We start from the raw sequence: 13567 nt of genomic DNA, 5'->3' as shown, positions 1-13567 counted from the left end.
AGATTTAACTAAAGTTTTTATTTAAAACATTGTAAATAAAATAATAAAATTAGAAGAGTGCTGTAATCTAGTAAGACTTACAACACTCTTGTTTTATATAATTTGCATCTGTGTAAAAGGCTAATAAATTATCTAGGTAAATTTAAAACTATAGCTTTAGGTCTACTCATTGCTTCAATGCTATAACGTATACCTTGAGTACCCATACCAGAAGATTTAACACCTAAGAAAGGAAAGTGATCAGGACCTCTCTCAGTTTTGTTGTTAATCTGTACAGTACCTACTTCAAGCTTTTTAGCTATATAAAAGGCATCATCAATATTTCTTGTAAATACAGAAGACTGAAGGCCATATTCAGACCTATTTGCAATAGAAATGGCTTCTTCTATATCCTTAATGCGTATTATAGGTAACACTGGTCCAAAGGGTTCTTCCCAAGCAAGTCTCATGTCTGTGGTTACATTGTCAAAGAGGGTAGGGTAAATTAAATTTCCCTCTCTTTTATTTCCCAAGATAAGTTTAGCACCTTTAGCAAGGGCATCATCAATTAAACTCTGCACAAAATCTGCTGCTTTAGAATCAATTAAAGGTGTTATATCAACTCCATCTTCAGGATTTCCAACCTTTAGCTGATTAACTCGTTCTTCTATTAATTTTATTAATTTATCAGCAACTTTATCTATTACTAAAACTCTTTTAACAGCTGTACATCTTTGACCAGAATAACTGTAAGCTCCTGAAACAATGTTTTTAGCAGCTAATTCTAAGTCTGCATCCTCAAGAACTATAGCAGCATCTTTTCCGCCAAGTTCCATCAACATAGGTATCATGTTAGCTTCTTTTGCAATATGTTTGCCTACCTCCGTGCTACCTGTAAAATTAATAAAATTTACATTCTTGTGTGTAACTAAATAGTCGCCAATTTCAGAGCCTCTACCAGTAACTGTATTGAGAACGCCTTTAGGAAGACCTGCCTTATTAAATACTTCTGCTAAATATAATGCACTGATAGCACCTTGTGTAGGTGGTTTTAATACCACACTGTTGCCAGCTATAAGGGCAGGGGCAATTTTTGAAGCAGAAAGATTAACAGGGTAATTAAAAGGAGAAATTGATAAAACAACACCTAAGGGAACTCTTGTAACAAAGGATAATTTGCTTTTATTAAAACCAGGAAAATTATCTCCTCCTATGGTTTCTCCTTCAATATGTTTTCCTTCACTGGCAGTAAATTTTATAAAATCAACAGTTCTCTTAACTTCTGATACAGCTGATTTAGAGTCTTTGGCAATTTCAGCTTGCATTATTTTAGCAATCTCTTCTACATTTTCTTCTAAAAGTTCTGCAGCTTTAAAAAGTACTTCTGCACGTTCATTTATCGGAGTTTCTCCCCATTTAATTTGAGCGGCTTTTGAATTTTCAAGGATGTCATTTACTTCTTCTTGGGAAAGAGATTGAATTTCACCAATTACAGTTTCATCTACAGGCGATTTTAATTGTATGGTTTTTCCACTTTTACTTTTAACCCATTCACCATTAAATAGGCTTTTGTAATTTTTACCTTCCGATATATTTTCAAACATAAACATACCACCTCTCATAATTGTAAATGTTGATCTTACAGCTTTAATTTTATTTTATTATTTTAAGGTATTTATTATTATATAAATTATAAAATTTAATATAATTTATAATATAAATATTTATTATTATATAATAATCATAATAAATAAAACTATTTTTTGCAAGTGATGAATTAAAATTTAGTTTATGTGTTATTGACAAGTATTATAATAAATAAAATATAATATTACAATATTAGAAATATTATCACATAATACATATGAAATAGTGAAATTATACTATAATTTTTTATTATTTAAAAATTAAGGACTTTGTAGAGACAATTGCAACTAAACTATATTTGCAATTGTGGGAAATATTAGATATACTTTTATTATAGGATTAATAAAAGAGGCGATTATTGTGGTTGGTAGTAAAAAAGAGACTAAAAGCCATATTGGCAATTTAGTGAATTCAATAACAAAATATATTTCTAAGGGAAAAGAAGAGGAATTACGTGAGAAGGTATCTAATGCTATAAAAGAAGAAATTTTTTCAAAAGATATAGAGATACGTTTAAATGCAAGGGATTTTTCAAGTATAGGACTTTTAGATAATTCTACAGAAGAGTTAGCTTTTTTGTTTTCAACTATATTTCCTGTACTTATAGATGATAATGGATCAAGATTTAGATTGTATAAACACAAGATAGAGATAGCGTTATCTGGAGAGATGGATGATAGATTCATATATATTCTTTCAGATGGAAGATTAACTTCAGGAGAGTTTAAGTGTTATAGACTCTATGATGACGAGTATGTATATATAGTGAAAAGAATAATTCAAAATATACCTAGATTACGTGAAAGATTAAAATTGACATTAAAGGATTTAGACAAGAGTATTGACGATACTATTACAACTAAAAAGCAATTATCAGAACAGCATTTGGATAAAGCTAAAGAAAATGCTGGTTTGTTGCTGAAAATGCTAGGTAATTAAAAAATATATTGACAACTCTAAAAAATCCTGTATAATTACAGTAAAAGTTACTTTTAATAAATCTATGATCAGAAGTAGTAAATATGAGAGTTTAATTAAAGCGAGTTTGGAAAGGTGAAAGCCAAATATTGTAGCTTATATTGAATGGGTCTGTGAGATGCAATGTGAAATTTTAGTAGCAATAGCCGGTGGTCTACCGTTAAAGAGACAGGGTATCGAAATTTTATTTCTGTATCTGTTAAAGAAAAGTTTTGTAATTAGGTGGCATAGCGAAGGTTAACACTTCGTCCTTAAAAGGATGAAGTGTTTTTTATTTTACATTATTGTATCTATCGGATGACTAATGGCTGCTGCAGCCCCATATTCATAAGTGGGATGTAACAACAGCATGTCATGGGTAATTAGTAATGTATAACTCAAATGCTTACACTTATAATATAAAATTAAAATGGGTGGCACCACGGTCACTTCGTCCCATATTAGAGATGAAGTGACCTTTTTTATTGTTTAATTATTTATTAAAGGAGAAGTGAAAGTTATGTTCAATTTAAATGAAAAGGAATTTTATGAACAGAGAAAACTAGATAAAACCTTTCCTATTACTCTTAAATTTAATGGCGATGAGTTAACTCCAATAGCCTTATATTATAATCTAAAGGGAAGAAAAAAATTCCTTCTTGAAAGTGTTTATTCTGAGAAAGAAATAGGGAGATACTCTTTTATGGGTGTTGACCCTTACATGACAATTAAAAGTTATAAAGATGAAATTACAATATCTAAAGCTGGTAGTATTGAAGTTGTTCACGGGAAAGTGTTGGATTATGTAAAACAGTATGTAAATATAGATTATAATTCCGAAGTTTTCAATATTCCCTTTACAGGAGGGGCCATAGGGTACGTGGGTTATGATGTTGTAAGACAATATGAAAAACTTCCAGATAATAATATAGATGAATTAAAAGTTCCTGAAGCAAACCTCATGTTCTATAAAATCTTTATATGTTACGATCATTTTAAACATGATATAAGTGTTGTTTACAATGTATTTCCAGAGGACAATTCTGACTACAATAAAATAGCAGAAACTCTTGATAATGTAAAGCAAAGCATAATCAGTGGTAATGTATTACATCCTCTTCAAGAAGTGAACTTAAATAAAGAATTTGAATCCAATGTTACAGAGGAAGAATATTGCGAAATTGTAGAAAAGGCAAAGGGATATATAAGAGCAGGGGACATATTTCAAGTTGTTCCATCACAAAGACTAAAATTTAAAAATTCATCTGAACCATTTGATGTATATAGAAGATTGAGGTCTAAAAATCCATCGCCGTATCTTTTTTATATAGATTTTGAAGATTTTCAGATAGCAGGATCTTCCCCAGAAAGTCTTGTTTCTGTAAAAGATAATAGAGTTATAACAAATCCTATAGCAGGAACAAGACCAAGAGGTAAGTCAGCAGAAGAAGATGAGAGACTTAGAAAGGAACTTTTAGAAGATGAGAAGGAAAAAGCAGAACATTTAATGCTTGTGGATCTCGGTAGAAATGATATTGGAAGGATAAGTGAATTTGGTACAGTAAATGTGGATAGATTTATGGAAATAGATTTTTACTCCCATGTTATGCACATAGTTTCCATGGTATCTGGTGAATTGAAAAGAGAATTGAACTGTTTTGATGCTTTAAGTTCCTGCCTGCCTGTGGGAACAGTATCAGGGGCTCCAAAGGTAAGAGCCATGGAAATAATAGATGAACTTGAAAATGTGAGAAGGGGAATCTACGCAGGGGCTGTAGGATATTTTTCTCATAATGGGAATATGGATACCTGTATAGCTATAAGGACTATAGTTTTTAAAGACGATTATGCCTACGTTCAATCTGGTGCAGGTATAGTATATGATTCCGATCCTAAAACAGAATATAGAGAAACTCTTAACAAAGCCATGGCTATGAAAGAGGTGATTTAAGATGATACTTATAATAGATAATTATGATTCTTTTACTTATAATTTATATCAATATGTAGGAGAGATACTTACATCTCGGGAAAATATGGGAAAAATTGCACCTTTGGAAAAATTTACACCCATGGGGTGTGAAGTTAAGGTTGTAAGAAATGATAAAATTAAAGTTGAGGATATAGAGAATATGGATTTAGATGGAATAATACTTTCGCCTGGACCAGGTACTCCGGAAAAAGCTGGAATTTGTGTGGATGTAATAAAAAAGTATGCTGGTAAAATACCAATTTTAGGGATTTGTCTCGGACATCAAGCTATAGGATATGCCTATGGAGGAAATATAGTGAGAGCAGAAAACATAAAGCATGGTAAAACTTCTGATATAAAACACAATGGTGAAGGAATGTTTAAGGGAATAAATAATCCTCTTAAGGTTATGCGTTATCATTCTTTGGTGGTGGATAAGGACACTTTTCCAAAAGAGCTTACTATTACGGCAGAAAGCATGGATGATGGAGTTGTTATGGCGCTTAAACATAATAAATATGATATTTATGGATTGCAATTTCATCCAGAATCAATAATTACGGAACAGGGAAAAACTATGATTAAAAATTTTGTGGAGGGGATATGTAATGTTAAAGGAAGCAATAAAGAAAATAAGTAATAAAGATAACTTAAATGAGGAGGAAGCTTATTCTTCTGTAAATGAAATCATGAAGGGGGAAGCGCTTCCATCACAAATAGGAGCATTTTTAGTAGGACTTAGAATGAAAGGGGAAACCGTTGAAGAAATAACTGGAGCTGCAAGAGCTATGAGAGATAATGCTTCTGTTGTTAAATTGGAGTCTGAATATGTTATAGATACCTGTGGAACTGGTGGAGATGGAAGCAAAACCTTTAATATCTCTACAGCAGTGGCAATAATTGCAGCTGCAGCAGGAGTTAAGGTGGCTAAGCATGGCAATAGAGCGGTTTCCAGCAGCAGCGGCAGTGCTGACGTACTTCAGGAACTTGGCATTAACATAGATGTAGAACCTGAAAAGGCAAAAAAATTAATTGATGAAAAGGGAATGGCATTTTTGTTTGCTCAGAAATATCATTCAGCTATGAAAAATGTGGGACCTGTAAGAAAAGAACTTGGAATAAGAACTGTATTCAATATACTGGGACCACTTACAAATCCAGCCTTTGTAAAGGGTCAGGTACTGGGCGTTTATAGCAAGGAATTAACTCATACTCTTGCAGAGGTGCTTTTGAAATTAGGTAGTGAAAAGGCTATGGTAGTTCATGGTGAAGATGGATTAGATGAAATTACAACTACTACAACTACTTATGTAAGCGAGATTAGAGAGGGTAAGGTTGTTGATTATATTATTGAACCTGAAAAGCTTGGTATACCATTAGCAAAGGTGGAAGATATTAAGGGCTCTTCAGCTAAAGAGAATGCTGGTATAATAATAGATATATTGAAAGGAAAAAGTGGAGCTAAAAGAGATATAGTAGTTTTAAATACCGCAGCAGCACTGTATGTAGGAAAAGTTGCAGAAAACTTGGAACAAGGTATAAAACTCACTGAAGATATTATCGATTCAGGTAAAGCATATAAAAAATTAAATGAACTTGTAGAATACAGTAAAGAGGTGTAAAAATATGATTTTAGATGATATTGTTGCCTACAAAATAAAACAAATAGAAGAAGAGAAAAGAGAATTGCCTCTTAAGGAATTTGAAAATAAAGTTCAAAACGTAATTACTAGAGATTTTAAAGCTGCTTTGAATAAACCTGGAATTAATATAATATCAGAAATAAAGAAAGCATCTCCTTCTAAGGGAATAATAAAGCCAGATTTTGATCCTGTAGCTATAGCAAAGGTCTATGAAAAAATAAGTATAGATGCCATATCAGTACTTACAGAAAAGAAATTTTTCATGGGCAGCGATGAATATATAGGACAGGTTAAAGGTGTTACCTCAAAGCCAGTACTTCGTAAGGATTTTATAGTAGATGAATATCAGATATTTCAGGCGAAAAATATAGGTGCAGATACTATTCTTCTTATAGTTGCAGTGCTTGGAAAAAAATTAAAAAACTTTTATAAACTAGCTAAGGAGCTTGGACTTAATTGTCTTATAGAAGTTCACAGCAGAGAAGAACTGGAGATAGCCTTAGAGGCAGAAGGAGAAATCATAGGAGTTAACAATAGAGATTTAAGGGATTTTACAGTAAATTTAAATACTACTGAAAAGTTTATGAAATATATTCCTAAGGAAACTATTACTGTTTCTGAGAGTGGAATCAAAACTCCAGAAGATATATTGTATTTAAAGTCCATTGGAGTAAATGCAGTACTTATTGGTGAAACCTTCATGAGAAATATAGAGGATATTCAGGCTGTTGAAGATTTTATACTAAAAGCTAAGGGAAAATAATTCACCACAGGGGTGTAAATTTTTCCAGATTGCGAAGCACTGATATAGAAATGGGGGCTTTTATGACTAAGATAAAAATATGTGGATTGAAAAGATTACAGGATATAGAATATGTAAATGAACTTCTGCCTGATTATGTAGGTTTCGTATTTGCTAAAAGTAAAAGACAGGTTCATATGGAAAAGGCTGAAGAGCTTATATCTAAATTAAATACTGGCATAAAAACTGTAGGAGTCTTTGTAAATGAAGATATAAAAAAGGTAAAGGAAATAGCTGAAAACTTAAAATTAGATGTGCTGCAATTTCATGGTTGTGAGGATAAGGAATACTTTTTAGAATTAGATAGATTTACTTTGTGGAAATCCGTATCTATAGAAGCAGAGATAAGCAAAGATAAGGCAGTTAGCAATTATGGAAAAGTTGATCTAATAAACAATAGTGAATATCATAGTAATTCTAAAGGTGCCTTTTATAAATACAAAATAGATGAATATCAAAGTAATTTGGATGGAATTAACAAATATAATATTGAAGCTGTAGTTCTGGATAGCAGCGTTAAGGGTACAGAAGGTGGAACGGGTATTAGTTTTGACTGGAATGTTATTTCTAAACTTAATATTGAGAAAAACTTAATATTAGCAGGTGGATTAAATACAGATAATGTAATTGAAGCCATAAATAAAGTTAAACCCTTTGCTGTTGATGTATCCAGTGGAGTAGAAACAGATGGGGTAAAGGATTTTAATAAAATAAAAACATTTATAGAGAAAGTGAGGAATATTAAATGATTGGAAGATTTGGAAAATTTGGAGGGCAGTATGTGCCAGAAACTATAATGAATGCAGTTGCAGAGTTAGAAGTGGAATATGATAAAGCAAAGAAGGATGAAAATTTTATAAAAGAATTTAGGTACTATTTAAAGGACTATGTGGGAAGAGAGTCACCTCTTTACTATGCTGAAAATTTAACTAAAAAATTTGGAGGAGCCAAAATTTATCTTAAAAGAGAAGATCTTAATCATACAGGAGCACATAAGATTAATAATGCTTTAGGTCAGGTTCTACTTGCAAAGAGAATGGGTAAAAAGAGGGTTATTGCAGAAACAGGAGCAGGACAGCATGGTGTCGCAACAGCAACTATAGCAGCTATGTTTGGATTAGAGTGTGAAATATTTATGGGAGAGGAGGATATAAGAAGACAAGCACTTAACGTGTTTAAGATGAAAATACTAGGGGCAAAGGTTACTGCAGTTACTTCAGGCACTGGAACTCTTAAGGATGCTGTAAATGAGACTATGAGAAATTGGGTTACAAGTGTAGATGATACCTTTTATGTTGTAGGAACAGTTATGGGGCCTCATCCTTATCCAACTATGGTTAGAGATTTTCAAAGGGTTATTGGGGATGAAGCTAAAGAACAAATATTGGAGAAAGAAGGAAGATTACCAGACTATATTATTGCATGTATAGGCGGCGGAAGTAATGCTATGGGCATATTCTATCCTTTTGCAGAAGACAAAGAAGTTAAACTTATAGGAGTAGAAGCAGCTGGAAAGGGAATTGACACAGATGAGCATGCAGCCAGCATAACTAAGGGCTCTGTGGGGGTTATTCACGGAATGATGACTTATGTACTTCAAGATGGTGATGGTCAAATAATTCCAGCTTACTCCATATCAGCTGGGCTAGATTATCCTGGTGTAGGACCAGAGCATGCATATTTCAATGACATAGGAAGAGCAGAGTATGTATCTGCCAATGACAAGGAAGCAGTAGATGCCTTTGTGGAAGTATCAAGGGTAGAAGGTATAATTCCTGCACTGGAAAGCTCTCATGCTTTGGCCTATGCTATGAAGTTTGCACCTACACTTGATAAAGATAAAATAATCATTGTAAATGTATCTGGTAGAGGAGATAAGGATATAAACACTATAGCTAAGGTAATGGGGGTAGAACTATAATGAATAGAATTGAAGCTAAATTCAATGAATTAAAAGATAAAAATGAAAAGGCAATGATTCCCTTTGTAACAGCGGGAGATCCTGATCTTGAAACTACTATTGAACTAGTAAATGCTATGGAAAAGGCAGGAGCAGATATTATTGAACTTGGAGTTCCCTATTCTGATCCTCTTGCAGATGGACCTACAATTCAGGCTTCTTCTCAAAGATCACTTAAAAATGGAACAACTATAGCTAAAATAATGGATACGGTAAAAAAAATACGTTTAAGTACTGAAGTGCCTCTAGTTTATCTGGTATATTATAATTCAGTATTCAATTATGGTATTGAGAGATTTATAAAGGATTGTAATGAAGTTGGTATAGATGGTGTTATAATACCTGATCTTCCTATAGAGGAGAGAAAAGATATACTAACTTTAGGGGATAAATACAATGTTGCTCTTATACCATTAATAGCACCTACATCTAAAGAGAGAATAAAAAATATAGTTAAAAATGCCAGCGGCTTTATATACTGCGTATCAACTAATGGTGTTACAGGGGCTAGAAATGAAATAAAGACTGATTTAAATGAATATATGAGTACTGTGGCTCAATATGCAGAGATACCTAAGGCTTTAGGTTTTGGTATTTCCAGTGCAAAAATGGCAAAGGAATTAAAAGCTTACTGTGATGGAATTATAATTGGAAGTGCCATTGTAAAAAAGGTAGCTGAAGCAAAAGGTAAAGATGAGACAATCAAAAATGTTATGGATTTTGTAAAAGAAGTGAAATCAGTACTTAAAAACAATTGAATAGTAGGAAAAAATGTTACTTGAAGATATAAAATCTTAATGAAATAGAACACATCAGTTTCATTGTGATTTTTAATCATAGTCCAATAGTCTAAGATAACTGCTTTTATTTGGAGCGACAAGGTTATCTTAGACTATTTTTTTATTTTAAATGCATACAGAAAAATATTTATGAAAATGGATATTATAGGTATTGAAGTTTTTGTATGGTGAATAGTTACATAATTTAGAATTATATAAAAATAAAATTGTTAATCAAGTAAAAATAATATTGATAAATTAATAAATATAGTAATTATTTTTTATTAATACTATAGTATTTTACAAAATAACATGATATAATATGAAAAACTACAAGAGTATATCAGAATATATGAAAAGCTATGAAAGATTATATAAATAAATTGATAAAATGAATCATAACATGGTATTTTGTAGCAAATAGTATAATCATGTGTTTAAATTTTAGAAAGCAGGAGGATTATTTTATGAAAAACATGCAAGAGAAATTATTTAACAAATCAAATTTAGTTATTTTAATTTTGGTATTACTAATTACTGCACTATTTGCTGGTTGCACCCCTAATAAAGCGCCTACTTCATCGGACAATGAAATGGTTACGTATACAGATATGGCTGGGAATTCAGTAAAACTGAAAAAAAATGTTGATAGAATCGTTTTATTAAGAAGTAAAGATGTTTATTTGCTGGCATCTCTTCTTGGTGATGACCTTCCAAAGAAACTTGTTGGCTGGGGACCTGATTTGAAAACAGATGATACTGGTGCTTATAATAAATTCTTAGATAAATATCCGCAGCTTGAAAAAACTGCAGTAACAGGTAGTGTTTATGACCAAAGTATTGATCCTGAACAGATATTAAAATTAAAACCTGACGTAGTAATTATTGATAAATCATTTAAGGATTCTCCATATATTTCAAAGTTTAAAGCAGCTGGACTTCCAATAATGTTTACAGATTTACAAAGCGCTCCATTTGATGGTCCACAAAAGAGTTTGGAACTACTGGGTCAAGTGTTAGGTAAAAAGCAAAGAGCTGATGAAATAGTAAAGTATGCTAATGATCGCATAAATAATGTTTTATCAAAAATAGAAAAATCAAATCTTCCGGCTCCATCTGTATATATTGAAAATGGAGGTTCCGGACCAAATGGCAATCAGCTTGGTTCAACTTATGGTGGAACAGGAAATCCTAAACAGTATATATCTTGGGGAGCAGTGTTAAATAAATTAAAAGTTAATAATGTAGCTGATGGTGTGATAGCAGTACAGCAAGGACCAATGAGTGCGGAGGGACTATTAAAAGCAAATCCTGATATAATTGTTATAACTGGTCAGGATTGGGTTATGCCTGGTAGTATGAAAATAGGATTTAATGCAAGTGAGGCTGGTTCTCAGGCATTATTAAAAGGATATTTAAACCGTCCGGGTTGGAATACACTATCTGCTGTAAAAAATAAAAAAGTTTACAGCGTATGGCATAATACTGCACAGATTACTAACTTTGCAGCCATAGAAGCTTTAGCTAAAGATTTTTATCCTGATGAGTTTAAAGATTTAAATCCAGAAAAGGATTTAGAAGAGTTTTATAGCAAATTTATGCCAATAAGATACAGTGGTGTTTGGATGTTAAGTTTAAAATAATAATTAATGTGGAATTTGACTTTTTAAATATATAGTCAAATTCCACATTAATTAAATAAAGCAGTTGGATATGAAACGAATTTTGGGAAATCGGGCACAGAAGAAAATAAGATAGCTACCTTTGAAAGCTGGTGTAAAAATGGTGCAGTAGTAAAATCTTTAGATGAGTTTTTTTCTACACAGGATAATTAAATAATGTGTTATTAAATAACAGGAGGTTTTATTATGACGAATGAAACTACACAAGCAAAAAAAACTTTTAATACTCGTGAACTCTACAACAAAATAATTAGAAAAAGAATATATTTTATAATATGTTCATTAATGATATTATTATCATTTTTTACTATTGATATAATGACAGGGGCTTCCTTACTTTCTATTAAAGAGGTATTATACACTATATTTTTTTCATCCTCCAGTGATTATCAAACTTATGTAATAGTATGGATAATGAGAATGCCTGTTGCTGTAATGGCAGTAATTGTAGGAGCATCTCTTTCAGTTGCAGGTGCTGAAATGCAGACTATTTTAGATAATCCTATGGCAACTCCATATACTTTGGGTATATCGTCTGCAGCTTCTTTTGGTGCTTATTTAGCGATCGTTATTGGAAAGGGGATAATTCCTGTACGTGAGGATTTAATTATTCCAATTAATGCATTTGTATTCTCACTAGCATTATCTTTACTCATTTATTTTATAGCAAGGGTAAAAAAAGGAACTTCTGAAACGATTATTCTTGCTGGAATTTCATTTTCATTTTTATTCAGTTCTCTTGCATCAATTTTAAATTATATTGCAACTGAAGAAAGCCGCCAAAAAATAATTATGTGGTCTTATGGAAGTCTATCAGCATCAAAGTGGTCTACTGTTATTATAGTATTTATAGTATTTATAGTCACTGTGCCATTATTATTAGTAGATTCTTGGAAAATAACTTCTTTAAAATTGGGAGATAGTAAAGCAAAATCTTTAGGTGTAAATGTAGAAAGAATAAGGCTTAAAGTGTTAGTTATTGTGTCTCTTATAGCAGCAACCTCTGTTTGTTTTGTTGGAACTATAGGCTTCATTGGTTTAGCAGGCCCCCATATTGCAAGATCGTTTGTAGGAGAAGATCACAGATATTTTATACCGTGTTCTGCTTTAATAGGAGCTTGTATACTTTCTATTTCTTCTGTACTTAGTAAAGTATTGGTACCAGGTGCAATTATAGATGTTGGATTGATTACAGCTATTATAGGAATGCCATTTTTATTATCAATTGTACTAAGGAGGAAGAACTATTAATGGAACTTGAAGTGAAAAATTTGTCCTTTGGCTATAAGAATAAAAATATACTTAAAGATGTAAATTTAAAGTTTCAGCCAATGATCACAGCCTTAATAGGCCCAAATGGAGCTGGCAAGTCAACGATTATAAAATGTATATCAGGTATTGAGAAACCTAAAGGTGAATTGTTCTTTGATGGAAAAAAAATTCAACGTTCACATAAAGAATTCTGTTCAGAGATTATAAGTTACTTACCTCAAACTTCTTCGGGTGATATTTCTATTACAGTATTAGAAGCAGTTCTTTTAGGTATGATTAATACTTTGTCTATTAAAGTAAGTGATGAACAATTGGATAAAGTTAGAGATATATTGTGTGATTTGGGAATACAAGGCCTAGCAGAGAAGAAGCTTAATGAACTTAGTGGAGGACAGAGGCAAATTGTATTTTTAGCTCAAGCTATAATTAAGGAACCAAAGATTCTTATCTTAGATGAACCCTTGAATAATTTAGATATTCATTATCAATTTGAGATACTTAATTTAATAAGTAGATTATCCAATGAAAGAAAAATAATAACTATAATTGTGATGCATGATCTTAATATGGCGGCAAAATATGCTAAGCGTGTTGTTTTAATAAATGAAGGTGAAGTTTTGGCAAATGATAAGCCTGATAAGGTATTAACTACAGAGATTATCCGTAAAGTATATAATGTAGAATCAGAAATATCCATAGATGATAATGGAATTCTGTCAATTAACTTCATAAATACTTCGAATTATGCACAGGGTGGTAGAAAATAGTTAGCTAGAAAATCTTGTGTCATAATATCTTTATCCCTGCTTGTGCTGAAGATGGCATGATTAGTTAATATGATAATTTCAAAGATTTTTTAAGATACATCTATTAT

Annotated in this window: 12 protein-coding genes; 11 read left to right on the top strand and 1 reads right to left on the bottom strand. The window is 31.8% G+C overall.

Annotated elements, in window-relative coordinates; translation table 11 throughout:
- Positions 1-128: 128 nt before the first annotated feature.
- A complete protein-coding gene (locus CLOPA_RS16510) occupies positions 129-1583 on the bottom strand; it encodes an NADP-dependent glyceraldehyde-3-phosphate dehydrogenase (protein ID WP_015616570.1) in 1455 nt (484 codons plus the stop codon).
- A gap of 349 nt (positions 1584-1932) precedes the next feature.
- Between CLOPA_RS16510 and CLOPA_RS16505 the strand changes: the two genes are divergently transcribed.
- The 11 genes from CLOPA_RS16505 to CLOPA_RS16455 all read left to right on the top strand — a co-directional run bounded on the left by CLOPA_RS16505 (position 1933) and on the right by CLOPA_RS16455 (position 13460).
- Positions 1933-2565: a hypothetical protein gene (locus CLOPA_RS16505; RefSeq protein WP_242834212.1), complete on the top strand. Its 633-nt coding sequence runs from the start codon at positions 1933-1935 to the stop codon at positions 2563-2565.
- 538 nt (positions 2566-3103) lie between these two features.
- Entirely contained in the window at positions 3104-4534 is a 1431-nt protein-coding gene (gene trpE / locus CLOPA_RS16500; RefSeq protein ID WP_015616568.1) for an anthranilate synthase component I, read from the top strand.
- Between the two features lies 1 nt (position 4535).
- Entirely contained in the window at positions 4536-5195 is a 660-nt protein-coding gene (locus CLOPA_RS16495) for an anthranilate synthase component II (RefSeq protein WP_015616567.1), read from the top strand.
- Positions 5164-6177, top strand: a complete 1014-nt coding sequence (gene trpD, locus CLOPA_RS16490; protein ID WP_015616566.1) for an anthranilate phosphoribosyltransferase — start codon at positions 5164-5166, stop codon at positions 6175-6177. Before CLOPA_RS16495 ends, trpD begins: the two co-directional genes overlap by 32 nt.
- Positions 6178-6181: 4 nt before the next feature.
- Positions 6182-6961 carry an indole-3-glycerol phosphate synthase TrpC gene (gene trpC, locus CLOPA_RS16485; protein WP_015616565.1) on the top strand — a complete coding sequence of 260 codons (780 nt, stop codon included), beginning with the start codon at positions 6182-6184 and terminating at the stop codon, positions 6959-6961.
- A 62-nt stretch (positions 6962-7023) separates the two neighbouring features.
- Positions 7024-7749, top strand: a complete 726-nt coding sequence (locus CLOPA_RS16480; protein WP_015616564.1) for a phosphoribosylanthranilate isomerase — start codon at positions 7024-7026, stop codon at positions 7747-7749.
- Positions 7746-8921 (top strand): tryptophan synthase subunit beta, encoded by a 1176-nt coding sequence (trpB, locus tag CLOPA_RS16475; protein ID WP_015616563.1) that lies wholly within the window; start codon positions 7746-7748, stop codon positions 8919-8921. Before CLOPA_RS16480 ends, trpB begins: the two co-directional genes overlap by 4 nt.
- Complete coding sequence (gene trpA, locus CLOPA_RS16470) at positions 8921-9718, top strand: tryptophan synthase subunit alpha (RefSeq protein ID WP_015616562.1); 798 nt, start codon at positions 8921-8923, stop codon at positions 9716-9718. Before trpB ends, trpA begins: the two co-directional genes overlap by 1 nt.
- A 488-nt stretch (positions 9719-10206) precedes the next feature.
- Entirely contained in the window at positions 10207-11382 is a 1176-nt protein-coding gene (locus tag CLOPA_RS16465; protein WP_015616561.1) for an ABC transporter substrate-binding protein, read from the top strand.
- 225 nt (positions 11383-11607) lie between these two features.
- Positions 11608-12672 carry a FecCD family ABC transporter permease gene (locus CLOPA_RS16460; protein WP_015616560.1) on the top strand — a complete coding sequence of 355 codons (1065 nt, stop codon included), beginning with the start codon at positions 11608-11610 and terminating at the stop codon, positions 12670-12672.
- Positions 12672-13460, top strand: coding sequence for an ABC transporter ATP-binding protein (locus tag CLOPA_RS16455; protein WP_015616559.1), 789 nt, complete (start codon positions 12672-12674; stop codon positions 13458-13460). The genes CLOPA_RS16460 and CLOPA_RS16455 overlap by 1 nt, the downstream gene beginning before the upstream one ends.
- Positions 13461-13567: the final 107 nt, after the last annotated feature.

It is taken from the genome of Clostridium pasteurianum BC1, assembly GCF_000389635.1.
Taxonomy (GTDB): domain Bacteria; phylum Bacillota; class Clostridia; order Clostridiales; family Clostridiaceae; genus Clostridium_I; species Clostridium_I pasteurianum_A.
This window is presented reverse-complemented; position numbering and strand designations above follow the sequence as displayed.